Source organism: Pseudomonas sp. AOB-7, assembly GCF_003696305.1.
Classification (GTDB): domain Bacteria; phylum Pseudomonadota; class Gammaproteobacteria; order Pseudomonadales; family Pseudomonadaceae; genus Aquipseudomonas.
Map to the genome: position 1 here is coordinate 1 of NZ_RFFK01000013.1, position 25,691 is coordinate 25,691.

Annotated in this window: 24 protein-coding genes and 1 pseudogene; 9 read left to right on the forward strand and 16 right to left on the reverse strand. The window is 64.0% G+C overall.

The features are described from left to right. Positions 1 to 23: 23 nt before the first annotated feature. The 7 genes and pseudogenes from EA796_RS19395 to fdxA form a co-directional block, all read left to right on the forward strand. Positions 24 to 932, forward strand: a pseudogene (locus EA796_RS19395) (IS3 family transposase); the annotation flags it as partial. A gap of 50 nt (positions 933 to 982) precedes the next feature. After that, on the forward strand, positions 983 to 1,849 hold the full coding sequence (locus EA796_RS19400) for a HipA domain-containing protein (protein ID WP_122109792.1): 867 nt from the start codon (positions 983 to 985) through the stop codon (positions 1,847 to 1,849). Positions 1,850 to 1,944: 95 nt separating this feature from the next. Beyond that, positions 1,945 to 2,304, forward strand: a complete 360-nt coding sequence (locus EA796_RS19405; protein ID WP_122109793.1) for a histone-like nucleoid-structuring protein, MvaT/MvaU family — start codon at positions 1,945 to 1,947, stop codon at positions 2,302 to 2,304. 265 nt (positions 2,305 to 2,569) lie between these two features. Continuing rightward, positions 2,570 to 2,773: an excisionase gene (locus EA796_RS19410; RefSeq protein ID WP_122109794.1), complete on the forward strand. Its 204-nt coding sequence runs from the start codon at positions 2,570 to 2,572 to the stop codon at positions 2,771 to 2,773. 180 nt (positions 2,774 to 2,953) lie between these two features. After that, positions 2,954 to 4,195 (forward strand): site-specific integrase, encoded by a 1,242-nt coding sequence (locus tag EA796_RS19415; protein WP_122109795.1) that lies wholly within the window; start codon positions 2,954 to 2,956, stop codon positions 4,193 to 4,195. Between the two features lie 824 nt (positions 4,196 to 5,019). Next, positions 5,020 to 7,593 carry a DNA mismatch repair protein MutS gene (gene mutS / locus EA796_RS19425; protein ID WP_122109797.1) on the forward strand — a complete coding sequence of 858 codons (2,574 nt, stop codon included), beginning with the start codon at positions 5,020 to 5,022 and terminating at the stop codon, positions 7,591 to 7,593. 141 nt (positions 7,594 to 7,734) lie between these two features. Continuing rightward, entirely contained in the window at positions 7,735 to 8,058 is a 324-nt protein-coding gene (gene fdxA / locus EA796_RS19430) for a ferredoxin FdxA (RefSeq protein WP_021441853.1), read from the forward strand. Positions 8,059 to 8,493: 435 nt separating this feature from the next. Here fdxA and rpoS read toward each other — a convergent pair whose 3' ends face one another. From rpoS to EA796_RS19475, 9 genes are all read right to left on the reverse strand, one after another. Then, a complete protein-coding gene (rpoS, locus tag EA796_RS19435) occupies positions 8,494 to 9,501 on the reverse strand; it encodes an RNA polymerase sigma factor RpoS (protein ID WP_021441854.1) in 1,008 nt (335 codons plus the stop codon). Positions 9,502 to 9,603: 102 nt separating this feature from the next. Further along, positions 9,604 to 10,476 carry a peptidoglycan DD-metalloendopeptidase family protein gene (locus EA796_RS19440; protein WP_371921480.1) on the reverse strand — a complete coding sequence of 291 codons (873 nt, stop codon included), beginning with the start codon at positions 10,474 to 10,476 and terminating at the stop codon, positions 9,604 to 9,606. A 47-nt stretch (positions 10,477 to 10,523) separates the two neighbouring features. Beyond that, positions 10,524 to 11,462, reverse strand: a complete 939-nt coding sequence (locus EA796_RS19445; protein WP_021443083.1) for a DUF368 domain-containing protein — start codon at positions 11,460 to 11,462, stop codon at positions 10,524 to 10,526. A 25-nt stretch (positions 11,463 to 11,487) separates the two neighbouring features. Next, the gene (locus EA796_RS19450) at positions 11,488 to 12,123 is read right to left on the reverse strand and encodes a protein-L-isoaspartate(D-aspartate) O-methyltransferase (RefSeq protein ID WP_177342884.1); all 636 of its coding nucleotides are present in this window, start codon (positions 12,121 to 12,123) and stop codon (positions 11,488 to 11,490) included. Positions 12,124 to 12,161: 38 nt separating this feature from the next. After that, on the reverse strand, positions 12,162 to 12,911 hold the full coding sequence (gene surE / locus EA796_RS19455; protein ID WP_021443081.1) for a 5'/3'-nucleotidase SurE: 750 nt from the start codon (positions 12,909 to 12,911) through the stop codon (positions 12,162 to 12,164). Further along, positions 12,899 to 13,957, reverse strand: coding sequence for a tRNA pseudouridine(13) synthase TruD (gene truD / locus EA796_RS19460; RefSeq protein WP_122109799.1), 1,059 nt, complete (start codon positions 13,955 to 13,957; stop codon positions 12,899 to 12,901). The genes surE and truD overlap by 13 nt, the downstream gene beginning before the upstream one ends. After that, positions 13,954 to 14,427 (reverse strand): 2-C-methyl-D-erythritol 2,4-cyclodiphosphate synthase, encoded by a 474-nt coding sequence (ispF, locus tag EA796_RS19465; RefSeq protein ID WP_122109800.1) that lies wholly within the window; start codon positions 14,425 to 14,427, stop codon positions 13,954 to 13,956. The genes truD and ispF overlap by 4 nt, the downstream gene beginning before the upstream one ends. Before the next feature lie 74 nt (positions 14,428 to 14,501). After that, positions 14,502 to 15,344: an S-formylglutathione hydrolase gene (gene fghA / locus EA796_RS19470; protein ID WP_122109801.1), complete on the reverse strand. Its 843-nt coding sequence runs from the start codon at positions 15,342 to 15,344 to the stop codon at positions 14,502 to 14,504. Between the two features lie 82 nt (positions 15,345 to 15,426). Further along, positions 15,427 to 16,539, reverse strand: a complete 1,113-nt coding sequence (locus tag EA796_RS19475) for an S-(hydroxymethyl)glutathione dehydrogenase/class III alcohol dehydrogenase (RefSeq protein ID WP_021443077.1) — start codon at positions 16,537 to 16,539, stop codon at positions 15,427 to 15,429. A 206-nt stretch (positions 16,540 to 16,745) separates the two neighbouring features. On the opposite strand from EA796_RS19475, the gene EA796_RS19480 reads away from it, so the two are divergent. Both EA796_RS19480 and EA796_RS19485 read left to right on the forward strand, forming a co-directional pair. Then, positions 16,746 to 17,693 carry a LysR substrate-binding domain-containing protein gene (locus EA796_RS19480; RefSeq protein WP_122109802.1) on the forward strand — a complete coding sequence of 316 codons (948 nt, stop codon included), beginning with the start codon at positions 16,746 to 16,748 and terminating at the stop codon, positions 17,691 to 17,693. A gap of 114 nt (positions 17,694 to 17,807) precedes the next feature. Next, entirely contained in the window at positions 17,808 to 18,122 is a 315-nt protein-coding gene (locus EA796_RS19485; protein WP_021443075.1) for an HPF/RaiA family ribosome-associated protein, read from the forward strand. A gap of 9 nt (positions 18,123 to 18,131) precedes the next feature. On the opposite strand, the gene ispD is transcribed toward EA796_RS19485, so the two are convergent. The 7 genes from ispD to EA796_RS19520 form a co-directional block, all read right to left on the reverse strand. Next, positions 18,132 to 18,833 carry a 2-C-methyl-D-erythritol 4-phosphate cytidylyltransferase gene (ispD, locus tag EA796_RS19490; protein WP_122109803.1) on the reverse strand — a complete coding sequence of 234 codons (702 nt, stop codon included), beginning with the start codon at positions 18,831 to 18,833 and terminating at the stop codon, positions 18,132 to 18,134. Continuing rightward, positions 18,830 to 19,108, reverse strand: coding sequence for a cell division protein FtsB (ftsB, locus tag EA796_RS19495; RefSeq protein ID WP_122109804.1), 279 nt, complete (start codon positions 19,106 to 19,108; stop codon positions 18,830 to 18,832). Before ftsB ends, ispD begins: the two co-directional genes overlap by 4 nt. Before the next feature lie 177 nt (positions 19,109 to 19,285). After that, on the reverse strand, positions 19,286 to 20,575 hold the full coding sequence (gene eno, locus EA796_RS19500) for a phosphopyruvate hydratase (RefSeq protein ID WP_122109805.1): 1,290 nt from the start codon (positions 20,573 to 20,575) through the stop codon (positions 19,286 to 19,288). Positions 20,576 to 20,725: 150 nt separating this feature from the next. Next, on the reverse strand, positions 20,726 to 21,571 hold the full coding sequence (gene kdsA / locus EA796_RS19505) for a 3-deoxy-8-phosphooctulonate synthase (protein WP_021444009.1): 846 nt from the start codon (positions 21,569 to 21,571) through the stop codon (positions 20,726 to 20,728). Between the two features lie 3 nt (positions 21,572 to 21,574). Then, positions 21,575 to 23,206 (reverse strand): CTP synthase, encoded by a 1,632-nt coding sequence (locus EA796_RS19510; protein WP_122109806.1) that lies wholly within the window; start codon positions 23,204 to 23,206, stop codon positions 21,575 to 21,577. A 151-nt stretch (positions 23,207 to 23,357) separates the two neighbouring features. Then, positions 23,358 to 24,680 carry a tRNA lysidine(34) synthetase TilS gene (tilS, locus tag EA796_RS19515; protein WP_122109807.1) on the reverse strand — a complete coding sequence of 441 codons (1,323 nt, stop codon included), beginning with the start codon at positions 24,678 to 24,680 and terminating at the stop codon, positions 23,358 to 23,360. Positions 24,681 to 24,738: 58 nt separating this feature from the next. Then, positions 24,739 to 25,689 carry an acetyl-CoA carboxylase carboxyltransferase subunit alpha gene (locus EA796_RS19520; RefSeq protein WP_122109808.1) on the reverse strand — a complete coding sequence of 317 codons (951 nt, stop codon included), beginning with the start codon at positions 25,687 to 25,689 and terminating at the stop codon, positions 24,739 to 24,741. Between the last annotated feature and the right edge of the window lie 2 nt (positions 25,690 to 25,691).

Sequence of the window (25,691 nt, forward strand, 5' to 3'; positions counted from 1 at the left end):
AGGTTGTAGATGGTGTTTCTTAGGAAGGCCGCCGCGTACTTTGCCAAGGAGTCCGGCTGAAGTACGCCGTCATTAGCAAGCTGTCGGTGGATTACCCGGTTCGGCGTCTCTGCCAGACCCTAAAAGTACATCCCAGTGGTTACTACGCTTGGTTGGCTGAGCCGAAATCTATCCGCGCCAAGGAGGACCAGCGCCTACTCGGGTTGATCAAGCACGCCTGGCTGGAAAGCGGTGGGGTCTATGGCTATCGCAAGATTCACGATGATTTGCGTGAACTGGGCGAGACCTGTGGCCGGCATCGCGTAGCCCGCCTGATGCGAGTGGAGGGGCTGCGTTCTCAGACCGGCTATCGTCGGCGACCTGGCTATTACGGAGGCAAACCGACGGTGGCTGCACCCAATCGGCTGGAGCGGCAGTTCAATGTCAGCGAGCCGAACAAGGTCTGGGTCACCGACATCACTTACATCCGCACCTATGAGGGTTGGTTGTATTTAGCGGTGGTTCTAGATCTGTTTTCACGCCAGGTGATCGGTTGGTCGATGAAGCCACGGATGTGCAGCGACCTAGCCATCGATGCCTTGCTGATGGCGGTCTGGCGGCGGAAACCCAAGCAGGAGGTAATGATCCACTCCGACCAAGGCAGCCAGTTCAGTAGCTCGGACTGGCAAAGTTTCCTCAAGGCCAACAATCTGATCAGCAGTATGAGTCGACGCGGCAACTGCCACGACAACGCAGTCGCGGAGAGCTTTTTCCAGTTGCTGAAGCGGGAGCGCATCCGACGGAAAACCTACAGCACCCGCGAAGAAGCTCGCGGTGATGTGTTCGATTACATCGAGATGTTTTATAACCCCAAGCGCCGGCACAGCAGCGCTATGCAGCTATCGCCTGTGGAGTATGAAAAGCGCTATTTCCAGAGCTTGGAGAGTGTCTAGGAAACCTGGGGCGATTCAGCATATCTCTAGCCGAGCAAGCTGCCAAGCGTATGTCGCTGGCAGGCGCTCAGCACAAGATGGCCATCATCTTAGACGGAGAGCGACTGCTAGAGCCCACCGGCAACATGCCCTCGACCCATATCCTCAAGCCTGACCACCCAGACCTGACCTACGCACATTCGGTAATTAACGAGTGGTTTGTCATGACTCTGGCAAAAAGAATGGGCCTTCAGGTTCCAGAGGTCACTCGCAGGTATGTTCCACAGCCGGTCTACCTCATCTCCCGTTTCGATAGGCGGCAAACACCAAAAGGCTGGGAGCGGCTGCATTGCATTGATGCCTGCCAATTGCTTGGACTCGACCGAGCCTACAAGTACGATCAAGGCAGCGTGCAACGCCTGCTGGATATCAGCAAGATGTGCAACATCCCGGCAAAAACTCGACTCGAGCTATTCCGCTGGCTAGTGTTCAACATCCTGGTGGGCAACGGCGACGCCCACCTGAAAAACCTCAGTTTCTTGGTCACAGCCAAGGGAGTAAACCTTTCCCCCTTTTACGACCTGCTGAGCACCGCGGTGTACACCACTCGTGCGTTTGACCAGGATGGCTGGCCAGAACAGGTCAGAATGGCCTGGCCAGTTGGAGAAGAGGACCGGATTACACGCCTCAATCGCACAAATCTCGTTGCCGCTGCCGAGGCCATGGGTATAAAAGCCAGCGTAGCACTGGCATCAATCGACAAAATGACATCGGGGATCCAGGCCACTGCGAATCAGCTGCTTGAACAAGTCGTCCGCGACAATCAGGAACTGGCGCAGAAAAAGCCAAATCTCCAAGCAACTCTTGCAGGTGAAACGCGTTGCCTGAGAACTATCGTCAGCATCGTGATTGACGAAATGTGCAAACAGCTTTCCTAATATCCGAACGCAACTGTCAAGCAGCATTCCCTTGCATAGTGATTACAGCTATAGTCGACCATACATCCTAATACTCACAAAGGAAAACTGACAGCATGTCGAAACTTGCCGAATTTCGCGCTCTTGAACAGCAACTGGCCGCTCAACTGGCAGAGCTTGAAGCTCTCAAGAAAGACGACGGCCTGAAGAAGGAGATGGAATTCGAGGAAAAGCTCCGCGCCCTGATGTCGAAGTACGACAAAGGCCTGCGCGACATCATCGCTATCCTTGACCCTAAAACCAAAGTCGGCAAGCCCAGCAAACAGGACTCCGGAGTGCGTCGTCCTCGCCAGGTAAAGCGCTACAAGAATCCCAAGACCGGCGAAGTTGTCGAAACCAAAGGCGGCAACCACAAAGTCTTGAAAGCTTGGAAAGAAGAGTTCGGCGCTGACGTCGTCGAAAGCTGGCTGCAGTAGCGGCCTACCGAACCAGAGGCGCCGTATCCATACGGCGCCGATACCCTCGAAAAACTCCCGATCTTCCACGGCACGAGATGTGGAAGCTGCGTACGATTTCGACAGAGGCCCACGCAGCAATGACAGCAACGGGGCAAACACCCCAACACCCATCGCCCACCTACGCCCATCCACGCCTACCCAGGTTTTCTGGCCGCGAATCCGCCTAGAGAATTTCTCCATCTATTAGCCAATGTCATCGTGCTGGCCGCACATGGAGAACTTCATGAATACCTCTTGCCGATGGGTCCTGGTCAAACGCTTCGCCGAAGTCACCGGCTACACCGAGAATGCCGTCCGCCACAAGGTTAAGAACGGTATATGGGTGCAGGGGCGCATCTGGCGCAAGGCCCCGGACGGCCGCATTTTCGTAAATCTCGTTGAGTTCGAGCGATGGGTAGAAAGCGAGCGATATCCCACTTCGCATTGATCCCTGGTGACAGGACACTGGCCCTCATACAAGCAAAAAGCCATACCTTGAAATACGCGCATTGAGCGCATTACTGTTGCGCTGCCTTGCAGACGCAGACCTCTTCATTACTCCTGGAGGCAATGTCAGGTCATCGCACGTTGCAGGCATCAAAGCAGGAGGAATACCGAGGGTTGTCTTATGGCGGACAAAGAGAACAGGAAAACGGGCTATACGGGGATTGAGATTCACGGAAATTCGATCCGGGTATATTTCATGTACAAGGGTGTCAGACATCGACATACCTTGGGCATCGAACCCACGAAGGCCAACATCAAGCACGCGGCCGGCTTACGCAGCGCCGCTCTGTTCGCACTGAGATCCGGCAACTATCACGAATCAGAATTTTTCCCGCATTCTCGTCCGGCAGAAGCACTTGCAACTGCCGGCAAACGCCTGAACGATCTGTGTGATCGCTACAAACCACTCAAGGCAGTGGATCTTACGCCGGAGACGGAGTCTCGCTACGAAATTGCGCTGAATGCCTGCCTGGAACTCATCGGACGCAACCGCCAGATCGACACGCTACTACCCGAGGACATTCAAAAGCTGAGGGTGGACCTGATCGCCACACGTGCGGTTTCAACGGTGAACCACTACCTCGCCACTTTCGCCGGCTTCCTCCACTGGTGCGAGAGCAACGGCTATTGCGGGGAACTCGGCAAGCACTGCACCCGCTTTACCAAGAGCAACAAGGAGCCCGATCCACTCACCTTCGAAGAGTTCGACGCACTCATCGAGAAAGGTTGCCTACATCCGATCGACAGGGCGGCCGTCACTCTAGCGGTCTACACCGGCCTGAGGCCTGGCGAACTGCTTGCCTTGGCCGTTGAAGATGTGCACCCGGATTTCAGCAAGATCAAGGTGCGGCGCTCGATCACGCAATCGATCACATTCAAGGTACCCAAGACCCAAAAGGAACGCACTATTCTGCTGTACCCGCCGGCGCGGGAAGCCTTGAAGATCCTTGTCGCCGATGCTGAACAACGCAAGGCAGTAGATCTGCAGGTCTGGCTCAACCGTCACGAATCCCGCACCGACCGGGTGCGCGTGCTGCTGTCACCGAAAACCCAGGCACGCAAGAAGGATGTCAACGACTACTTCGTACCGACTGCTTGGAATAGCAAATGGGCCAACCTGATCCGGCGATCGGGCATTCGGCCGCGCCCTCCCTACCAGACCCGCCACACCTACGCTTGCTGGAACCTGACTGCACGTGGAAACTTGGCGTTCATTGCCAACCAGATGGGCCACAGCGACTATTCCATGCTCGTGAAGGTCTATGCGCGCTGGATTGACTCGGAGTCACCGAGGGAGTTGGAACGTATATGGGAAGGCATACAGAGCATGGCCAGAAATGCCCCGGAGAAACAGGCAGCCTGAGCCCCCGTGCGCCACTGCCCCCATGATCAGGCTGTCAACCTGTCTTGCATCGGCGAGCGCATCGACTATTTTTGAGGCGCTGTAACGAGGGCGCTGCACTCCCTCATAGAGCCAGAGTGTTTCTTGCACCACAAACATCGCGTGGTCAGGTTGCCTGATTTACCTACCCAGTACGCGCGTTGAACATATAATTCGGCCGCAATCTTTTTGCTTGCACTGTTGCAGTGCTGACTCATCGGCGCCCTATGAACTCCCCAATGAAGCCACAAAGCCCCACGCCGACAGCAATCCGAGAGGCGCGCGTAGTAGCAGGGTTAACCCAGACAAAAGCGGCTCATGCAGTTCAGGCCTCACTACGCGCCTGGCAACAATGGGAGGCGGGCGACCGGACGATGCCACCAGGTCTTTTCGAGCTATTCATGCTGAAGACCGGACAATGGTCTTTCGATGACCACGACGCGACAAAGTGACCTTAAAGGACAAGCTTGTGGCCATCATCACCAGGCTAACCAAAATCAGCCTCGGCACCAAAGCAAGCACTCGGAGTTACCAACAGGGCCAACAGCTCCCCTTTGCGTACCAGCGCGATCAAAACCTACGCGCTGGCTACTGCAGGCATCTGGCAGTGCGCGGCAACCTGACCTTCGACCTCTCCCCGTTGAACTCAGAGAGCCATTCGAGGCACGAAAAGGCGAATGCCCGCGGGAGGAGTTCAGCATCCCCGAGGGAGCTGAAGCGCATCAGATGGGGCAAGCATGCCACGATAAAATTACCCCAAATCTGCCCCAACGGCCAGACGAACGAATCATAAGCGACTGATTTTAATGAACAAAATAGATCTTTCTTCGCACACCCCAATGATGCAGCAGTACTGGAAACTGAAGAACCAGCACCCGGACCAGCTGATGTTCTACCGCATGGGGGATTTCTACGAGATCTTCTACGAAGACGCGAAGAAAGCCGCGAAGCTGCTGGATATCACCCTCACCGCCCGCGGCCAGTCCGCCGGCCAGTCGATCCCCATGTGCGGCATCCCCTTCCATTCGCTGGAAGGCTACCTTGCCAAGCTGGTCAAGCTCGGCGAGTCGGTGGTGATCTGCGAGCAGATCGGCGACCCGGCCACCAGCAAGGGCCCGGTGGAACGCCAGGTGGTGCGCATCATCACCCCCGGCACCATCAGCGATGAGGCCCTGCTCGACGAGCACCGCGACAACCTGCTGGCCGCCGTGCTCGGCGACGAGCGCCTGTTCGGTCTGGCCGTGCTGGATATCACCAGCGGCCGCTTCAGCGTGCAGGAGATCAAGGGCTGGGAAAATCTGCTGGCCGAGCTGGAACGTTTGAACCCCGCCGAGCTGCTGATCCCCGACGATTGGCCGCAGGGCCTGCCGGCGGAAAAGCGCAAGGGCTCGCGCCGCCGTGCGCCCTGGGACTTCGAGCGCGACACGGCATTCAAGAGCCTGTGCCAGCAGTTCGGCACCCAGGACCTGAAAGGCTTCGGCTGCGAGCACCTGACCCTGGCCATCGGTGCCGCCGGCTGCCTGCTGGCCTACGCCAAGGAAACCCAGCGCACCGCCCTGCCCCACCTGCGCAGCCTGCGTCACGAGCGCCTGGACGATACGGTGATCCTCGACGGCGCCAGCCGGCGCAACCTGGAGCTGGACATCAACCTCGCCGGCGGCCGCGACAACACCCTGCAGTCGGTCATGGACCGCTGCCAGACCGCCATGGCCAGCCGCCTGCTGGGCCGCTGGCTGAACCGCCCGCTGCGTGATCGCGCGGTACTGGAGGCACGCCAGGACGCCATTGCCTGCCTGCTCGACGGTTACCGCTTCGAAACGCTGCAACCGCAGCTCAAGGAGATCGGCGACCTGGAGCGCATCCTCGCCCGTATCGGCCTGCGCAACGCCCGTCCACGCGATCTGGCGCGCCTGCGCGACGCCCTGGCAGCGCTACCCGAACTGCAGCAGGCGATGACCGACCTGGACACCCCGCACCTGCAGCAGCTGGCCTCGAGCATCGCCACCTACCCGGAACTGGCCGATCTGCTGGCCCGCGCCATCATCGACAACCCGCCGGCGGTAATCCGCGACGGCGGCGTGCTGAAGACCGGCTTTGACGCCGAGCTGGACGAGCTGCAGGCGATGAGCGAGAACGCCGGCCAGTTCCTCATGGACCTGGAAGCGCGCGAGAAAGCCCGCACTGGCCTGGCCAACCTCAAGGTCGGCTACAACCGCGTGCACGGCTACTTTATCGAGCTGCCGACCAAGCAGGCCGAATCGGCACCGGCCGACTATATTCGCCGGCAGACGCTCAAGGGCGCCGAGCGCTTCATCACCCCGGAGCTCAAGGAGTTCGAGGACAAGGCGCTGTCGGCCAAGAGCCGCGCCCTGGCCCGCGAAAAGATGCTCTACGACGAACTGCTCGAGCACCTGATCGGCCACCTGGCGCCGCTGCTCGGCAGCGCCGCGGCGTTGGCCGAACTGGACGTACTGAGCAACCTGGCCGAACGCGCACTGAATCTCGACCTCAATCGTCCGCGTTTCGCCGAGGAGCCCTGCATGCGCATCGACCAGGGGCGTCACCCGGTGGTCGAACAGGTGCTGACCACGCCCTTCGTGGCCAACGACCTGAACCTCGACGACAGCCGTCGCATGCTGATCATCACCGGGCCGAACATGGGCGGTAAGTCCACCTACATGCGCCAGACCGCGCTGATCGTGCTGCTGGCCCATATCGGCAGCTTCGTCCCGGCGGCGGCCTGCGAGCTGTCGCTGGTCGACCGCATCTTCACCCGTATCGGTTCCTCGGACGACCTGGCCGGCGGCCGCTCGACCTTCATGGTGGAAATGAGCGAGACCGCCAACATCCTGCACAACGCCAGCGAGCGCAGCCTGGTGCTGATGGACGAAGTCGGCCGCGGCACCAGCACCTTCGACGGCCTGTCGCTGGCCTGGTCGGCGGCCGAGCACCTGGCGCGGCTGCGCGCCTTCACCCTGTTCGCCACCCACTACTTCGAGCTGACCGTGCTGCCGGAAAGCGAGCCGGTGGTGGCCAACGTGCACCTCTCGGCCACCGAACACAACGAACGCATCGTCTTCCTCCACCACGTCCAGCCCGGGCCAGCCAGCCAGAGCTACGGCCTGGCGGTGGCGCAACTGGCTGGCGTGCCCGGCACGGTGATCGCCCGCGCGCGCGAGCACCTGGCGCGACTGGAGACCACCAGCCTGCCGCACGATCTGCCGCGCCAGGAGCCCGGCAAAGCGCAGGTGCCGATGCAGAGCGACCTGTTCGCCAGCGTGCCGCACCCGCTGCTAGAGGAATTGCACAAGATCAATCCGGATGATCTGAGCCCGCGCAAGGCGCTGGAGCTGTTATATACATGGAAGACGCGCATCTAACGCAGCCGCGCGCAAGCTGCTAGAATCGCGCGCAATTTTACGACTTGCCCGGTTTACAGCCTGAGCCGCGGCCACTGAACAGAGCACCTGGCAGCCCTTCGCAGAAAGAGCCCAGGCCGCCGCCCGAGGAGAGAATCAGACATGACCTTCGTCGTTACCGACAACTGCATCAAGTGCAAATACACCGACTGCGTGGAAGTCTGCCCGGTGGATTGCTTTTACGAAGGCCCGAACTTCCTGGTGATCCACCCGGACGAGTGCATCGACTGCGCCCTGTGCGAGCCCGAGTGCCCGGCCCAGGCGATCTTCTCCGAAGACGAGGTGCCAGAGGACATGCAGGAATTTATCGAGCTGAACGCCGACCTGGCCGAAGTCTGGCCGAACATCACCGAGAAGAAGGACGCCCTGGCGGACGCCGAGGAATGGGATGGCGTGAAGGACAAGCTGCAGCACCTGGAGCGCTGAGCGCCAGGCTGAAAACACCAAGACCCGCCAAGTGCGGGTCTTCTGTTTTTCAGAGATAAAAAAAGGGGCGGCTTGCGCCGCCCACTCTTTTGTCCCTAGTCCCTTTGTTTCCCAACTCATCGTCCTGATGAATCGCTTCTTGCGATGTTCCCGATCATCGTCCTGATGACCCGTGCTTGTCCCTGAGCACGAGAGTGATATTAGTCGCTGCAGCAGCGCCCACAACCCCGGCCCGGGGCACGACGGAGCGCGCCACAGCCTTTTGCCCGCAAGAATAAATCATTCAAAAACAATAACTTAATAAAAATAGAACGACATAACGGCGAGAAGCTCGCGACCTTTCCGCACAAAGGCTGACAGCACCTGTAAGCGATGGCTTACATGGCCAGGCAGAAAAAACCCGGCCGCAGCCGGGTTCTTGATGAGCGCGCCGTCTTACTGGAACAGGGCGTCGCTGGACAGGCCGTTCTTCTCGAGGATTTCGCGCAGACGCTTGAGCGCCTCGACCTGGATCTGCCGCACCCGCTCGCGGGTCAGGCCGATCTCCTGGCCTACTTCCTCCAGCGTGCAGCTCTCGTGGCCACGCAGGCCGAAACGGCGCACCACCACTTCACGCTGCTTGTCGGTCAGGTCCGACAGCCACTGATCGATGCTCTGCGACAGGTCGTCGTCCTGCAACAGCTCGCAGGGGTCGGTCGGCCGGTCGTCGGTCAGGGTATCGAGCAGGGTCTTGTCCGAGTCCGGACCGAGCGAGACGTCCACCGAGGACACCCGCTCGTTGAGGCCGAGCATGCGCTTGACCTCGCCCACCGGTTTTTCCAGCAGGTTGGCAATTTCTTCCGCAGAGGGCTCGTGGTCGAGCTTCTGGGTCAGTTCGCGAGCCGCACGCAGGTAGACGTTGAGCTCCTTGACCACATGAATCGGCAAACGGATGGTGCGCGTCTGGTTCATGATGGCCCGTTCGATGGTCTGGCGGATCCACCAGGTCGCATAGGTCGAGAAACGGAACCCCCGCTCCGGATCGAATTTTTCCACCGCGCGGATCAACCCCAGATTGCCCTCCTCGATCAGATCGAGCAGCGACAGGCCGCGGTTGACGTAACGCCGAGCAATCTTCACCACCAGGCGCAGGTTGCTCTCGATCATGCGCTTGCGCCCGGCCGGATCGCCCTTCTGCGCCAGGCGCGCGAAGTGCACTTCCTCTTCGGGAGTAAGCAGAGGGGAGAAGCCGATTTCGTTGAGGTAAAGCTGAGTGGCGTCGAGCGCCCGGGTGTAATCGATGTACTTGTGCTGCTTGGAGGGGGTGGCGTGCTTGGTCTTGGCACGTGCGGCCGGCGTTTCCGCCTCGTCGCTCTGAACCTCGCCCAGAACGATGCCCGGCTCCATCAGGAGCAGTTCATCGTCGACGTCAAACTCCGGCGCTTCTTTTTTGGTGAGAGCCATTGTTGTTGTCCCTAGCTGAGTTCGACAACAGACTCTGGCGGAACCATCCTGGCCACACCCGAGCCCGTCCCTCCTACGTGATGGGACGAGCCGGCTGGCGGATCAACGACGTGGCAGATATTGCAGCGGATCTACAGGTTTACCTTGGCGGCGAATCTCGAAATGCAGCTTCACCCGGTCGGCCCCTGTGGACCCCATCTCGGCAATGTTTTGCCCGGCCTTGACCTGCTGCCCCTCCCGTACCAACAACCTGCGGTTATGACCGTAAGCACTTACGTAGGTATCGCTGTGCTTGATGATGATCAACTCGCCGTAGCCCCGCAAACCACTCCCGGCGTACACCACTGAACCATCAGACGCAGCTAAAACAGGCTGTCCTAATTCCCCGGCGATATCAATGCCTTTATTCAAACTGCCGTTTGAGGAGAAACGCCCGATCACCGTACCCTGCGTAGGCCAGGCCCAACCGCTGGCGGAACGGGTCACCGGGGTGACTGGCGTGGTGGCCGGAGCGGTCTTGACCGGTACCGGCTTGCTCGCCTGCGAAACCGGCGCCGTGGCCAGCGGCGGGCGGCTCGGCGCCGGCTGGCTGACCACCGGCGCGGTCGCCCGCGGCACCGTCGCGGCCACCGGCTGGGCCGGCGTGGTGCGATTGTCGAAACGGATGACCTGGCCGACGCGAATCAGATAGGGATCGCGCAGGCCATTATGGGCAGCCAGCGCCTTCCAGTCCCAGCCGAAGCGAAAGGCGATGGAATAGAGCGTGTCGCCACGCTGCACCACGTAGTGGCCGCTGCGTACCGGCTGGCGCTGCACCAGCGGGGCGTTGCCCTGATGCTGCCCGCGCTCGACCACTTGCACGCCGCCCGGCGGCGGACTGGCGCAACCGGCCAGGGCACTGGCGGCGAGCAAAGCGAAAGGCAGACGAAGGCCGGCGGCTCTACGAATTAGCGCGTGAACGGCGGTGCGACTCACCATTTGCTCCCTGAACGATCCCGAATACGGCGGCTATTGTGCCGGATTTATTTGGCGCAACCAGTATCTCTTGGCTGACGCCCAGCCAACCACTCCAGCCCCAGCACCAGGACGATGCCGGCCAGCGCCAGCACCAGGGCCAGCAACAGCTGCGGGTCCTGGCCGCTGAGTTCGGCGAAATGCCCCGGCAGCAGGTTGTTCTGCAGCAGCGGTATCTGCTCGCCCTTGCTGTCGACGCGCCAGCTCAGGGTTTCCTTCCACGGCCAGACCTTGTTCAGCGAACCGAGCATCAACCCGGTGAGAAAGGCCAGGCTGAGGTCGCGCCAGCGTGCCAACAACCAGCTGAGCAAGCGGGCGAAGCTGAGGATGCCGACCAGGCAGCCGCCGGCGAACACCGCCAGCACGCCGATTTCCAGGTCCTTCACCGCCCCCAGCACCACCGGATACAGGCCCAGCAGCAGCAGGATGAAGCTGCCGGAGATACCCGGCAGGATCATCGCGCAGATGGCGATGGCGCCGGCGCAGAACAGGCTCAGCGGGTCGCTGCCCCACTGCACCGGCGCGGCCACGGTGATCCAGTAGGCGAAGGCCAGGCCGAGCAGGAAGCTCAGCGCCCGGCTCCAGTTCCAGCGATGAATGTCGCGACCGACCATATAGGCCGAGACCAGGATCAGGCCGAAGAAGAACGACCAGACCGGGATCGGCTGATGCTCCAGCAGGTAGGTGATCAACCGCGCGAAGCTCAGCACGCTGGTGAGGATGCCGCCGAGCAGCACCAGCAAAAAGGTCGCGTTGGCCATGCGCCAGGCGTCCTTGATCCGTCCGCGCAGCAGCAGCAAGGCGGCCTCGGGGACGCTGGCGATGGAGCGCAGCAGTTCGTCGTAGATGCCGCTGATAAAGGCGATGGTGCCGCCGGAGACGCCTGGCACCACGTCGGCAGCGCCCATGGCCATGCCCTTGGCGTAGAGCAGAAAATGTTTCTTCATGGATCCTTCCAGGATGGTGCAGCGGTCAGGCCAGCGGCCCGTTGAGTAGCGGCACGAAGCGCACCGCGTCCAGCACGTGGCGGGAGAAGCCGTTCTCTTCGCGCACGATCAGCAGCAGCTGCTGCACGTCGCCGGCGCCCACCGGAATCACCAGACGCCCGCCGGGCGCCAGTTGGTCGAGCAGCGCCTGCGGCACTTCCGCAGCGGCGGCGGTGACGATGATGCCGTTGTACGGGCCCAGGGCATTCCAGCCCTCCCAGCCATCACCCCAGCGAAAGACCACGTTGCGCAGGCTGAGTTCGGCCAGGCGCTCCTTGGCGCGATCCTGCAACACCTGGATGCGTTCGACCGAGAACACCCGTTCCACCAGCTGCGCCAGCACGGCGGTCTGGTAACCGGAACCGGTGCCGATCTCCAGCACCTTGTCCAGCGGCCCGGCGGCCAGCAGCAGCTCGGTCATGCGCCCGACCATATAGGGCTGGGAGATGGTCTGGTTGTGCCCGATGGGCAGCGCGGTGTCCTCGTAGGCGCGGTGCGCCAGTGCCTCGTCGACGAACAGATGGCGCGGCGTGCGGCGGATCACCTCGAGCACTCGCGGATTGCTCAGACCCTCGTCGTAGAGGCGCTGAATCAGGCGCTCGCGGGTACGCTGGGAAGTCATGCCGATCCCGCGGCGGTGCATATCGTCCTGTCCGCGCATCAGCAGATGCCCTCCAGCCAGCCGTGCATGCTGTCGAAGGCCTCGGCGAAGGTACGGTCGAGCTGCAGCGGGGTGATCGACACGTAACCCTGCATCACCGCATGGAAATCGGTGCCCGGACCGCCGTCCTCGGCATCGCCGGCCACCGAGATCCAGTAGCCTTCCTTGCCGCGCGGGTTGACCACCTTGACCGGCGCCGCGGCGCGGGCGCGGTGGCCGAGGCGGGTCAGTTGCACGCCGCGGATGTGCTCCAGCGGCAGGTTGGGCACGTTGACGTTGAGCACGGTGCGCGGAGGCAGGTCGAGGCGCTCATGGGCCTCGACCAGCTTGCGGGCGAAATAGGCGGCGGTCGGCAGGTTGTCGGCCTGACGCGACAGCAGCGAGAAGGCGAACGCCGGCTTGGCCAGGAAGCGCCCTTCCAGCGCAGCGGCGACGGTGCCGGAATAGAGCACGTCGTCGCCCAGGTTGGCGCCCAGGTTGATGCCCGAGACGACCATCTCCGGCACCTGCTCGAGCAGACCGTTGAGGCCCAGGTGCACGCAGTCGGTGGGCGTGCCGTTGAGGCTGATATAACCGTTGGGCAACGCCGTCGGGTGCAGCGGACGGTCGAGGGTCAGCGCACTGCTGGCGCCGCTCTTGTCCTCGGCGGGTGCGATCACCACGCACTCGGCATAGTCGGCCAGCGCCTGGTGCAACGCGACGATCCCGGGTGCGTACACCCCGTCGTCGTTGGAAATCAGAATTCGCATGGAGTATCCGTCTGCCCTGCTGGCACCAGATCGACGAGTTCGCGCACCACGACGGTGGCGAAACACCCGGCCGGCAGGACGAATGCAAGTTGCAGAATATCGGGCTCCGGATAATGCCACGTCAGGCCGCCTATGGGGAGGCGCAGAATGCGCCGTTCGTGCGCCATGCCCGCCTTTGCCAGCCACTCGAGCAGCGCCGGCTCGCCTGCGCCGACGCCCTGTTCGACGAGCTGCACCGCCTCCGCCGTGGGCAGCACGCCCTCGCCCCACAGCGGGCCGGTCGGGTGCAGGTCGAGAAGCGCCAGACGCGGGTCGGCTGTCTCCGCCTCGCCGGCCATAAAGAAACTGCGGCTGCCGGTAAAGGCCAGCAGGTCGCCGACCTGCGCCTGGTTCCAACTGCCGGCGGCGACCCGCTCGGCCAGCACGCGGTTGAACAGGTAGCTGCGCGCCGCCGACAGCAGGCGCGAACGCAGGTTGCGCTGCACCGGCAGTTCCTGGCGGGCCGCATACTGCCGGGCCTCCTCGACATTGCCGCCGGCGAAGCCGAAGCGCTGCAGGCCGAAGTAGTTGGGCACCCCCTGCGCGGCGATGCGCTGCAGGCGCTGCTCCAGCGCTTCGCGGTCGGCCTCCAGGGCGGTCAGACGCAGGGTGAAGCCGTTGGCGGCATGGGCGCCGCGCTGCAGCTTGCGGTTGTGCCGCAGGCTGCGCAGGACGGCCAGGTCATCACCCTGCGCGGTGGCCAGGTCGGGATCGGCCTTGCCCGGCAGGTGCAGGCTGAACCACTGCCGGGTCAGCGCCTGGCGATCCTTGAGCCCGGCGTAGCTGACCGCCTTGAGCGGCAGGCCGGCGGCGCGGGCGATGCGCCGGGCGGCGTCCTCGGTGTTCAGGCCGCGCTTTTCCACCCACAGCCACAGGTGTTCGCCCTGGCCGGTGAGCGGGATGTCCAGCACCTCGTCGACCTGAAAGTCCTCGGCACTGGCCTTGAGCACGGCGCGCCCGCAGGCCTGGCCATGGGCGCGCGGGCCCAGCAGCTGCGCCTCGTTCATGCCTTGACCAGCAGCGTCACGGCATGCACCGCGATGCCTTCCTCGCGACCGGTGAAGCCGAGCTTCTCGGTGGTGGTGGCCTTGACGTTGACCTGGTCCAGCGCCACGCCGAGATCCTCGGCGATGCGCTCGCGCATGCTCTGGATATGCGGCGCCATCTTCGGCGCCTGGGCGACGATGGTGGCGTCGACGTTGCCCACCGCATAGCCCTTGGCCCGTACCAGCCCCATCACATGGCGCAACAGCGCGCGGCTGTCGGCGCCCTTGAAGCTCGGGTCGGTGTCGGGGAAGTGCTTGCCGATATCGCCCAGGGCCAGCGCACCGAGCAGCGCATCGGCGAGCGCATGCAGCAGCACGTCGCCGTCGGAATGGGCGATCAGCCCGAACTTGTGGGGAATGCGCACGCCGCCCAGGGTGATGAAATCGCCCTCGCCGAAGCGGTGTACGTCGTAGCCATGGCCGATACGCATAAAGAACAACGCCCTGAAAAAGTCAGGGCGTGATTCTACATGCACCGGCCGCCATAGGGGGCGCCGTGCGCACCCTAGGCCAAGGCTTCGGCGTGATGGCGCAGATGATCGTCGATAAAGCTGGCGATGAAGTAGTAGCTGTGGTCGTAACCGGGCTGCAGGCGCAGGGTCAGCGGATGGCCGGCCGCCTTGGCCGCCGCCTGCAGCGCCTGCGGCTTGAGCTGGGTTTCGAGGAAATCGTCGCGGTCGCCCTGATCGACCAGGATCGGCAGCTTCTCGCCGGCCTCGGCGATCAGCACGCTGGCGTCCCATTCGCGCCAGCGCGAGCGGTCCTCGCCCAGATAGAGGGAAAACGCCTTCTCGCCCCAGGGACAGTTCATCGGATTGCTGATCGGTGCGAAGGCCGACACCGAGCGATAACGCCCGGGGTTCTTCAGCGCGCAGATCAAGGCGCCGTGGCCGCCCATGGAATGGCCGGCGATGCCGCGCTTGTCCGTCACCGGGAAGTTGGCCTCGACCAGCGCCGGCAGCTCCTGCACCACGTAGTCGTACATGCGGTAGTGCCGCGCCCAGGGTTCGGCGGTGGCGTTGAGGTAGAAGCCGGCGCCGAGACCGAAGTCGTAGGCGCCGTCCGCATCGTCCGGCACGCCCTCGCCGCGCGGGCTGGTGTCCGGCGCGACCAGGATCAGGCCCAGCTCGGCCGCCAGCCTGTGCGCGCCGGCCTTCTGCATGAAGTTCTCGTCGGTGCAGGTCAGCCCGCTGAGCCAGTACAGCACCGGCAGGCGAGCGCCCTGCTCGGCCTGCGGCGGCAGGTAGACGGCGAACTGCATGTCGCAACCGAGCACCTCGGAACGGTGCCGGTAGCGCTTGTGCCAGCCGCCGAAGCTCTTGTTGCTGGAAACGATTTCCAAGGTCATGGACATCTCCCTCGGGTGCGCCCTGCGCACCGCTTGATCCTGGTGCGCATGGCGCACCCTACAGGCACAGGTCGCCCTGCAGTCAGAAATGAATGACAGTACGAATGCTCTTGCCTTCGTGCATCAGCTCGAACGCTTCGTTGATCTGATCCAGCGGCAGGTTGTGGGTGATAAAGGTGTCCAGCGGGATCTCGCCCTTCTGCGCCTTTTCCACGTAGCCGGGCAGCTCGGTACGGCCCTTGACCCCGCCGAAGGCGCTGCCACGCCAGACCCGCCCGGTGACCAGCTGGAACGGCCGGGTGCTGATCTCGGCACCGGCCGGCGCCACGCCGATGATGGTCGACTCGCCCCAGCCCTTGTGGCAGCACTCCAGCGCAGCACGCATCAGCTGCACGTTGCCGATGCACTCGAAGCTGTAGTCGACGCCACCGTCGGTCATCTCGACGATGACCTCCTGGATCGGCTTGCTGTGATCCTTCGGGTTGACGAAGTCGGTCATGCCCAGTTCGCGCGCCACGGCCTCCTTGGCCGGATTGATGTCGATGCCGATGATGCGCGAAGCCTTGGCCATCTTGGCGCCGATGATGGCCGCCAGGCCGATGCCGCCCAGGCCGAAGATGGCCACGGTAGAACCCTCGGTGACCTTGGCGGTGTTGAGCACGGCGCCGATACCGGTGGTCACGCCGCAACCGAGCAGGCAGACCTTCTCCAGCGGCGCCTCCTTGGGGATCTTGGCCAGGGAGACTTCCGGCAGCACGGTGTACTCGGAGAAGGTCGAGCAGCCCATGTAGTGGTAGATCGGCTCGCCGTTGTAGGAGAAGCGGCTGGTGCCGTCGGGCATCAGGCCCTTGCCCTGGGTGGCGCGCACCGAGCTGCACAGGTTGGTCTTGTTGGATTTGCAGAATTTGCACTCGCCGCATTCGGCGGTATACAACGGAATCACGTGATCACCGACCGCCAGCGAGGTGACGCCCTCGCCCACCGCCTCGACGATACCGCCGCCTTCGTGACCGAGGATGCAGGGGAACACGCCTTCGCTGTCCTGGCCGGACAGGGTGTAGGCATCGGTGTGGCAGACGCCGGTGGCGACGATGCGCACCAGCACCTCGCCGGCCTTGGGCGGCGCCACGTCCACCTCGACGATCTGCAGCGGCTGATTCGGGGCGAAGGCGACGGCGGCGCGGGACTTGATCATCTGGGCTCTCCTGAGCGTGTTGAGCGGTGGCCAGCAGTCTAGTCCAGCGCCATCCGGAAATAATTGGCGATCAGGCAAAACATTATTGCCATACAGAGATAATCAAGGTCTTCTTCTGCAGTTAGAGGCAGAGCCCGGATGCAATCCGGGAACTGCCGCGCCAGGCATTCCCGGATTGCATCCGGGCTACACGAGAAGGAGAAAGCATGAACCGCTGGGAAGGGCTGGACGAATTCGTCGCCGTGGCCGAGTGCGGCCAGTTCAGCGCCGCCGCCGAGCGCCTGGGCCTGTCCACCTCGCAGGTCAGCCGCCAGGTCGCACGCCTGGAGGAGCGCCTGCAGAGCCGGCTGTTCTACCGCAGCACCCGGCGCGTGGCGCTGACCGAAGCCGGGCAGACCTTCCTGCAGCACTGCCAGCGCCTGCAGGACGCGCGCGAGGAAGCCCTGCGCGTGGTCAGCGACCTGACCGCCGAGCCCAAGGGACTGCTGCGCATGACCTGCGCGGTGGCCTACGGCGAGCGCTTCATCGTGCCGCTGGTCAATCAGTTCATGGCCCGTCATCCGCAGCTGCGGGTGGAGATCGAACTGTCCAACAGCCAGCTCGACCTGCTCCACGAGGGCCTGGACCTGGCCATCCGCCTCGGCCGCCTGCAGGACTCGCGGCTGGTGGCCGCGCGCCTGGCGCCGCGGCGGATGTACCTGTGCGCAGCGCCCGCCTACTTGCAGCACTACGGCCGGCCGCACTCGCTGTCGGAACTGGCGCGGCACAACTGCCTGGTGGGCAGCAGCGAGTACTGGAGCTTCGTCGACGGCGGGCGGGAAAGCCAGGTGCGCGTGCAGGGCAACTGGCGCTGCAACAGCGGCCAGGCGGTACTCGATGCCGCACTGCGCGGCTTCGGCCTGTGCCAGCTGCCGGACTATTACGTGCTCGAACACCTGGCCAGAGGCGCACTGGTGTCCCTGCTGGAACAGCACCAGCCACCGAACACCGCGGTCTGGGCGCTGTACCCGCAGCAGCGCCACCTGTCGCCCAAGGTGCGCCAGCTGGTCGATCACCTCAAACGGGGGCTGAGCGAACGCGCCGAGTATCGGGAGCAACAGAATGTCACAGCGCAAGGGGGAACCCCACGCGACGGGCGCGGCCAGAGTAACTGACGCCCAGGCGGCAGCTGAAAAACCTAGGCGACGACTGCAGGACTGCAGAAAGCCAAAGCCGAGGAAGTTTTTCCGCAGCCTACTCGCGTTTCACTGCAACCGGAGGACAGCGCTATGCAAGTCATGGTCAACAGCGACAACCATATCCACGGTTCCGCCGCCCTGGCGGACAAGGTACGCGGCCGGGTGGAACTCAAGCTCAAGCGCTTCGAGGATCACCTGACCCGGGTCGAGCTGCACTTCAACGACGAGAACAGCCACAAGGGCGGCGGGCTGGACAAGCGCTGCCAGGCCGAAGCGCGGCTCAAGGGCCGCGACCCGGTATCGGTGAGCCATAACGCCGACAGCCTCGAGCAGGCACTGGAGGGCGTCATCGACAAACTCGGCACGGTGCTGGAGCGCAATATCGAGAAACAACGCCTGAGCTGAGACGCGGCGCTACTGGTTGCGCTCGGCCCAGGCTTGCCGCAACCACTGCAGATCCTCGGGGCGGGTGATCTTCAGGTTGTCCGCCCGCCCTTCCACCAGGCGCGGCGCCTGCCCGGCCCATTCCAACGCCGAGGCCTCGTCGGTGATCGAAGCGCCCGCCGCCAGCGCATCGGCCAGGGCGCCACGCAGCGCCGCCAGGCGGAACATCTGCGGCGTATAGGCCTGCCAGATCAGGCTGCGGTCCAGGGTTTCCAGCACCCGGCCATCGGCGCCGACACGCTTGAGGGTGTCGCGCGCCGGCACCGCCAGCAGGCCGCCGAGCGGATCCTCGGCCAGGGTGCTCAGCAGGCGGTCGAGGTCGGCGCGGGCCAGATTGGGCCGCGCCGCATCGTGCACCAGCACCCAGTCGTCCGCCCCGGCGCCGCCGGCCAGCAGCAGATCGAGACCGGCCAGCACCGAGTCGGCGCGCTCGCGCCCGCCCGCGGCGCGGCGCACCCGTGCGTCGCCGGCCACGGCCAGCTGCGCCCAGTAGGGATCGTCCGCGGCCAGACAGACCACGGCGCCGAGCAGGCCGGGGTGGTCGAGGAAGCAGTGCAGGCTATGTTCGAGAATGCAGCGCCCTGCCACCTGCAGATACTGCTTGGGGCGGTCGGCGGCCATCCGCGCGCCGACGCCGGCGGCCGGGATCACCAGCCAGAAATTCGTGGTCATTCGGTCAGCAGGTAGAGGGTCTCGCCCTCTTTGAGCATGCCCAGTTCCTGCCGAGCGCGCTCTTCCACGGTCTCCATGCCGCGCTTGAGCTCCATTACCTCGGCCTCGAGGATGCGGTTGCGCTCCAGCAGGCGTTCGTTCTCGCCCTGCTGCTCGGCGATCTGCTGCTGCAGGCGGCTGACCTGGGCCAGGCTGCCCTCGCCGATCCACAGGCGATACTGCAGGCCGGCCAGCAACAGGATCAGCACGATGAACAGCCAATACGGACTACGCATGGAGCGGCTCGCAGATTGAGTCATCGGCATGGTAGGGGCTGCGTTCATGCTTGAAAAGAAGCCGACTGATGAGTGACATGGGATTTCGGTACCTGCATCCGTGCATTGGTTCCAAGGGTTCGACGAAGCGTCCACGAAAAAGGGCGACTCGCGTCGCCCTTTTCTACCACGCAGTGCTTAGCCGCGGAACTCGGCACGGCCCTTATAGGGAGCCTTGCCGCCCAGCTGCTCTTCGATGCGCAGCAGCTGGTTGTACTTGGACACGCGGTCGGAGCGGCACAGCGAACCGGTCTTGATCTGACCGGCGGCAGTACCCACGGCCAGATCGGCGATGGTGCTGTCTTCGGTTTCGCCGCTGCGGTGCGAGATCACCGCGGTGAAGCCGGCGGCCTTGGCCATCTGGATGGCTTCCAGGGTCTCGGTCAGCGAGCCGATCTGGTTGAACTTGATCAGGATCGAGTTGCCGATCTTCTCATCGATGCCGCGCTTGAGGATCTTGGTGTTGGTGACGAACAGATCGTCACCGACCAGCTGCACCTTGGCGCCGATCTTGTCGGTCAGCACTTTCCAGCTGGCCCAGTCGGACTCGTCCATGCCGTCTTCGATGGAGATGATCGGGTAGCGCTGGGTCAGGCCGGCCAGGTAATCGGCGAAACCTTCACCGCTGAATACCTTGCCTTCGCCGGCCAGGTCGTACTGTCCGTCCCTGTAGAACTCGCTGGAGGCGCAGTCCAGGGCCAGGGTGACGTCCTCGCCCAGCTTGTAGCCGGCATTGGCCACGGCTTCGGCGATGGCGGCCAGGGCGTCTTCGTTGGAGGCCAGGTTCGGCGCGAAACCACCCTCGTCGCCCACGGCGGTGTTCAGGCCACGGGCCTTCAGCACGGCCTTGAGGTGGTGGAAGATCTCGGCGCCCATGCGCAGGGCCTCGGCGAAACTCTTGGCGCCGACCGGCTGGACCATGAACTCCTGGATGTCGACGTTATTATCGGCGTGCTCGCCGCCGTTGATGATGTTCATCATCGGCACCGGCATGGAGTAGACGCCCGGGGTGCCGTTCAGGTCGGCGATGTGCGCGTACAGCGGCACGCCCTTGGCCTGGGCCGCGGCCTTGGCGGCAGCCAGGGACACGGCGAGGATGGCGTTGGCGCCCAGCTTGGCCTTGTTCTCGGTACCGTCGAGCTCGATCATCGCGCGGTCCAGGGCCTGTTGATCGGTCGCATCCTTGCCCAGCAGCAGGTCGCGGATCGGGCCGTTGATATTGGCGACGGCCTTGAGCACGCCCTTGCCCAGGTAACGGCTCTTGTCGCCGTCACGCAGCTCCAGCGCTTCGCGCGAGCCGGTGGAGGCACCGGACGGCGCGCAGGCGCTACCGACGATACCGCCTTCCAGAATTACATCGGCTTCCACGGTGGGGTTGCCGCGGGAGTCGAGAACCTCACGACCCTTGATGTCGACGATCTTTGCCATTGTTGTTTGCACTCCAAGGTTTGACGATAAGACTGCAGCAGCGGGCTGCGCGGGGCCGCCGTCGCCCCGTGGGGCGGGTCGGCGACACAGTCTGACTCACGGGTCAGGGGGATCTTTTCTGGGGCGGCACTTTACCGGATTGCGTGCGGTTCAGGCAGTCTCGATCGGCGGAAAACTCTTGATCAGATCGTCGAGCTGCTTGAGCTGGGTGAGGAAAGGCTCCAGCTTGTTCAGGCGCAAGGCGCAGGGGCCGTCGCACTTGGCGTTTTCCGGATCGGGGTGGGCCTCGAGGAACAGACCGGCCAGGCCCTGGCTCATGCCGGCCTTGGCCAGATCGGTGACCTGGGCGCGGCGGCCACCGGCCGAATCGGCGCGACCGCCCGGCATCTGCAGCGCATGGGTCACGTCGAAGAACACCGGGTACTCGAACTGCTTCATGATGCCGAAGCCGAGCATGTCCACCACCAGGTTGTTGTAACCGAAGCTGGAGCCGCGCTCGCAGAGGATCAGCTGATCGTTGCCGGCCTCCTCGCACTTGCGCAGGATGTGCTTCATCTCCTGCGGGGCGAGGAACTGCGCCTTCTTGATGTTGATCACCGCGCCGGTCTTGGCCATGGCCACCACCAGGTCGGTCTGCCGCGAGAGGAAGGCCGGCAGCTGGATGATGTCGCACACCGCGGCCACCGCGGCCGCCTGGTGCGGCTCGTGGACGTCGGTGATCACCGGCACGCCGAAGGTCTTCTTCACTTCCTCGAAGATCTTCATGCCCTCTTCCAGGCCCGGGCCGCGGAAGGAGGTGATGGAGGAACGGTTGGCCTTGTCGAAGCTGGCCTTGAACACGTAGGGGATGCCGAGTTTCTCGGTCACCCGCACGTATTCCTCGCAGGCCTGCATGGCCAGGTCGCGCGACTCGAGCACGTTGATGCCGCCGAACAGCACGAAGGGCTTGTCGTTGGCGATCTCGATATTGCCGACCTTGATGATCTTCTGCGCCATGCCTTAGGCCTTCTTCGCTTGCTGCGCCAGCGCAGCGTTGACGAAACCGCTGAACAGCGGATGACCGTCACGCGGCGTGGAGGTGAATTCGGGGTGGAATTGGCAGGCGACGAACCAGGGATGATCCGGGGCCTCGACCACTTCGACCAGCGCGCCGTCGCCGGAGCGGCCGGTGACCTTCAGACCAGCCTCGGTCAGTTTCGGCAGCAGGTTGTTGTTCACCTCGTAGCGGTGGCGGTGGCGCTCGACTATCACGTCCTTGCCGTAGCAGTCGTGCACCAGCGAACCGGCCTGCAGCTGGCAGTCCTGCGCGCCGAGGCGCATGGTGCCGCCCAGGTCGGAGCTCTCGCTGCGGGTTTCCACGCCGCCGGCGGCGTCCTGCCACTCGGTGATCAGGCCGACCACCGGGTGCTGGCTGGCCAGGTCGAACTCGGTGGAGTTGGCATCGCTCCAGCCCACCACGTTGCGCGCATACTCGATGACCGCGACCTGCATGCCGAGGCAGATGCCCAGGTAGGGAATCTTGTTCTCGCGAGCGTACTGCACGGTCTTGATCTTGCCTTCCACGCCGCGCAGGCCGAAGCCGCCCGGTACCAGGATGGCGTCGACGCCCTCGAGCAGCGCGGTGCCCTGGTTCTCGATGTCTTCGGAGTCGATATAGCGCAGGTTGACCTTGGTACGGTTCTGGATGCCGGCGTGGCTCATCGCTTCGATCAGCGACTTGTAGGCATCGAGCAGCTCCATGTACTTGCCGACCATGGCGATGGTGACTTCCTTTTCCGGGTTGAGCTTGGCATCGACCACGCGATCCCACTCGGACAGGTCGGCGCCGCCGCACTCCAGGCCGAAACGCTCGACGACGAAGTCGTCCAGACCCTGGGCATGCAGCACGCCCGGAATCTTATAGATGGTGTCGACGTCTTCCAGGCTGATCACCGCACGCTCTTCGACGTTGGTGAACAGGGCGATCTTGCGCCGCGAGGAGACGTCGATCGGGTGGTCGGAGCGGCACACCAGCACGTCCGGCTGCAGGCCGATGGAGCGCAGCTCCTTGACCGAGTGCTGGGTCGGCTTGGTCTTGGTCTCGCCGGCGGTGGCGATGTAGGGCACCAGGGTCAGGTGCATCAGCATGGCGCGCTTGGCGCCCACTTCCACGCGCAGCTGGCGAATGGCTTCGAGGAAGGGTTGCGACTCGATGTCGCCGACGGTGCCGCCGATTTCCACCAGGGCCACGTCGGCATCGCCGGCGCCCTTGATGATGCGCCGCTTGATCTCGTCGGTGATGTGCGGAATGACCTGGATGGTCGCACCCAGGTAGTCACCACGGCGCTCCTTGCGCAGCACGTCTTCGTACACGCGGCCGGTGGTGAAGTTGTTGCTCTTGGTCATCGTCGTGCGGATGAACCGCTCGTAGTGCCCCAGGTCGAGGTCGGTCTCGGCGCCGTCGTGGGTGACGAACACCTCACCGTGCTGGAACGGGCTCATGGTGCCCGGATCGACGTTGATGTAAGGGTCCAGCTTGAGCATGGTGACCTTCAGGCCCCGCGCCTCCAGGATGGCCGCCAGTGAAGCCGAGGCGATGCCTTTCCCCAATGAAGAAACAACACCACCCGTGACGAAGATGTAGCGCGTCATGAAAAACCCTAGAAGTCTGCGTTTAAGCGGTCAGTGCCGCCGGGGAAAGCGAAGGAGCGCCATCAGTAGCAACAATGGCAAGCCCGCCAAGCTCCCTGAGGGAGTCGGCAAAAGCTGTAGTAAGACGGGAGCGTAGTCTACCGGAAAGGCCTTACCAGCTCAAACCTTGATCACCGATCGGTGGCGACCAGTGCAAGCGCAGATCGCCCCGCCCCGGACGCGGCGCCGGCGCCAGATTGGCCACCGCCACCAACTCGTCGCCGTCGAACAGCAAGGGCAGCCGCGGACGCACGAACGCCGGCACGCGCAGCTCATTGAGCAGGCGCTTGAGGTCGCGCCGGCCGCGCCCCGGCAGCTGCAGCGACTCGCCGCCGCGGCGATAGCGCAGGTGCCAACGCCCCGCCGGCAGCTCGCCGACAACTCGCACAGCGCCGTTGCCGGGCAGTTCGATAGCCCCTTGCGCCGCACCGCAAGGCAGATCGACAGCCGTGAGTGGCTGCAACCAGTCGCCGCTGAGCCACCACAGCCGCCCATCTGCCCTATGCAACTCGCCATCGGCCAGTTTCCAGATCGGCGTCGCATCCACGCCGGCGTCACGCAGGTCATACCAGCCGGCCCAGTGATCGCTGTCCGGCAGCCGGGTCAGCGGCGCCAGCCAATGACGCAGCAGATTGCGCTGCCGCGCCTCGTTCAGCCCGGCCACCGCCTGCAAGTCCAGCGACGGCAGCGCCAGCCAGGAAAACGGCGCCCGGCCCCGCGCGGCGAGCAGATCCAGCTCGGCCAACTCGCCCAGCAGCTGCTGCGCCTCACCCAGGTGGGCGGCGCTGCGCGCCAGGCTGGCGGCCGCCTGCGGCCAACGCTCGGCGAGCAACGGCAGCACGCGGCGGCGCAGGAAATTGCGACTGAAGCGCTCGTCGGCATTGCTCGGGTCTTCCACCCAGCTCAGCCCATGGGCCTCGGCATAGGCCAGCAACTCGCTACGCGGAACGTCCAGCAGCGGCCGAACCAGAGTGCCGCGGCCCAGCGGCCGAGCTACAGGCATGGCCGCCAGACCACGCACACCGGCGCCGCGCAACAGGCGAAACAGCAGGGTCTCGGCCTGATCGTCGCGATGCTGGGCACCGAGCAGCACCTCGCCCTCGCCCAGACGCGAGGCGAAGGCGGCGTAGCGCGCCTGGCGCGCCGCCTGCTCCAGGCTGGCGCCCGGCGCAACCTGCACCGCAACGATTTCCAGGGGAATATCCAGCTGCGCGCAGCTGCGCGCGCAATGCTCGGGCCAGGCCTCGGCCGCCGGCTGCAGGCCGTGGTGGACATGGATGGCGGCCAGCGGCGGCAGCGCCTCGCGCCGGGCGAGACCGGCCAGCAGGTGCAGCAGCACGCTGGAGTCGAGGCCGCCGGAGAAGGCGATACGCCAGGCCGGTGCCGTTCGCCAGGGCTGCAACGCGGCGCGCAGACGGATATCGAGAGCAGTCATCGGCCAAGCTTAAACAACAACGGGCCCGAAGGCCCGTTGAGATGCGCGCTGAACGAGCTCAGGCGATGCCGTAGCTCATCAGGCGATCGTAACGACGCTTGAGCAGGGCGTCGGTGTCGTACTTCTGCAGGCTGGCCAACTGCTTGGTCAGCTCCTGACGGATCGACTCGGAAGCCGCTGCCGGATCACGATGAGCGCCGCCCAACGGCTCGGCGATCACCTGGTCGACGATGCCCAGATCCTTCAGACGCTCGGCGGTGATGCCCATGGCCTCGGCGGCGTCCGGCGCCTTCTCGGCGGTACGCCAGAGAATCGAGGCGCAGCCTTCCGGCGAGATCACCGAGTAGGTGGAGTACTGCAGCATGTTCAGCTGATCGCAGACGCCGATGGCCAGCGCGCCGCCGGAGCCGCCCTCGCCGATCACGGTGGCGATGATCGGGGTCTTCAGCCGCGCCATCACCCGCAGGTTCCAGGCGATGGCCTCGCTCTGGCCGCGCTCCTCGGCATCGATGCCCGGGTAGGCGCCGGGGGTGTCGATAAAGGTGAGGATCGGCATCTTGAAGCGCTCGGCCATTTCCATCAGGCGGCAGGCCTTGCGATAGCCCTCCGGACGCGGCATGCCGAAGTTGCGGCGTACCTTCTCGCGCACTTCGCGGCCCTTCTGGTGACCGATGATCATCACCGGCTGCTCGCCGAGGCGGGCCACACCACCGACTATGGCAGCGTCGTCGGAGAAGTGACGGTCGCCGTGCAGCTCGTCGAACTCGGTGAAGATGTGCTGGATATAGTCCAGGGTGTAGGGGCGGCGCGGATGGCGCGCCAGCTGAGCGATCTGCCAGCTGGAGAGGTTGCCGAAGATGCTTTCGGTCAGCGCGCTGCTCTTGTCCTGCAGGCGGGCAATCTCGTCGCCGATGTTCAGCGCGTTGTCGTTACCGACCAGGCGTAGCTCTTCGATCTTGGCTTGCAGGTCGGCGATCGGCTGTTCGAAATCGAGAAAATTCGGGTTCATAG

What these genes read in the sequence shown, in the direction of transcription:
- eno (WP_122109805.1), bottom strand. Translation starts at nt 20,575, where the DNA reads ATGGCAAAGATCGTCGACATCAAGGGTCGTGAGGTTCTCGACTCCCGC.
- EA796_RS19400 (WP_122109792.1), top strand. Translation starts at nt 983, where the DNA reads ATGTCGCTGGCAGGCGCTCAGCACAAGATGGCCATCATCTTAGACGGA.
- EA796_RS19450 (WP_177342884.1), bottom strand. Translation starts at nt 12,123, where the DNA reads ATGACTTCCCAGCGTACCCGCGAGCGCCTGATTCAGCGCCTCTACGAC.
- ispD (WP_122109803.1), bottom strand. Translation starts at nt 18,833, where the DNA reads ATGACCACGAATTTCTGGCTGGTGATCCCGGCCGCCGGCGTCGGCGCG.
- fdxA (WP_021441853.1), top strand. Translation starts at nt 7,735, where the DNA reads ATGACCTTCGTCGTTACCGACAACTGCATCAAGTGCAAATACACCGAC.
- mutS (WP_122109797.1), top strand. Translation starts at nt 5,020, where the DNA reads ATGAACAAAATAGATCTTTCTTCGCACACCCCAATGATGCAGCAGTAC.
- EA796_RS19410 (WP_122109794.1), top strand. Translation starts at nt 2,570, where the DNA reads ATGAATACCTCTTGCCGATGGGTCCTGGTCAAACGCTTCGCCGAAGTC.
- ispF (WP_122109800.1), bottom strand. Translation starts at nt 14,427, where the DNA reads ATGCGTATCGGCCATGGCTACGACGTACACCGCTTCGGCGAGGGCGAT.
- surE (WP_021443081.1), bottom strand. Translation starts at nt 12,911, where the DNA reads ATGCGAATTCTGATTTCCAACGACGACGGGGTGTACGCACCCGGGATC.
- ftsB (WP_122109804.1), bottom strand. Translation starts at nt 19,108, where the DNA reads ATGCGTAGTCCGTATTGGCTGTTCATCGTGCTGATCCTGTTGCTGGCC.
- rpoS (WP_021441854.1), bottom strand. Translation starts at nt 9,501, where the DNA reads ATGGCTCTCACCAAAAAAGAAGCGCCGGAGTTTGACGTCGACGATGAA.
- EA796_RS19405 (WP_122109793.1), top strand. Translation starts at nt 1,945, where the DNA reads ATGTCGAAACTTGCCGAATTTCGCGCTCTTGAACAGCAACTGGCCGCT.
- EA796_RS19520 (WP_122109808.1), bottom strand. Translation starts at nt 25,689, where the DNA reads ATGAACCCGAATTTTCTCGATTTCGAACAGCCGATCGCCGACCTGCAA.
- tilS (WP_122109807.1), bottom strand. Translation starts at nt 24,680, where the DNA reads ATGACTGCTCTCGATATCCGTCTGCGCGCCGCGTTGCAGCCCTGGCGA.
- EA796_RS19415 (WP_122109795.1), top strand. Translation starts at nt 2,954, where the DNA reads ATGGCGGACAAAGAGAACAGGAAAACGGGCTATACGGGGATTGAGATT.
- EA796_RS19485 (WP_021443075.1), top strand. Translation starts at nt 17,808, where the DNA reads ATGCAAGTCATGGTCAACAGCGACAACCATATCCACGGTTCCGCCGCC.
- EA796_RS19445 (WP_021443083.1), bottom strand. Translation starts at nt 11,462, where the DNA reads ATGAAGAAACATTTTCTGCTCTACGCCAAGGGCATGGCCATGGGCGCT.
- EA796_RS19510 (WP_122109806.1), bottom strand. Translation starts at nt 23,206, where the DNA reads ATGACGCGCTACATCTTCGTCACGGGTGGTGTTGTTTCTTCATTGGGG.
- truD (WP_122109799.1), bottom strand. Translation starts at nt 13,957, where the DNA reads ATGAACGAGGCGCAGCTGCTGGGCCCGCGCGCCCATGGCCAGGCCTGC.
- kdsA (WP_021444009.1), bottom strand. Translation starts at nt 21,571, where the DNA reads ATGGCGCAGAAGATCATCAAGGTCGGCAATATCGAGATCGCCAACGAC.
- EA796_RS19475 (WP_021443077.1), bottom strand. Translation starts at nt 16,539, where the DNA reads ATGATCAAGTCCCGCGCCGCCGTCGCCTTCGCCCCGAATCAGCCGCTG.
- EA796_RS19480 (WP_122109802.1), top strand. Translation starts at nt 16,746, where the DNA reads ATGAACCGCTGGGAAGGGCTGGACGAATTCGTCGCCGTGGCCGAGTGC.
- fghA (WP_122109801.1), bottom strand. Translation starts at nt 15,344, where the DNA reads ATGACCTTGGAAATCGTTTCCAGCAACAAGAGCTTCGGCGGCTGGCAC.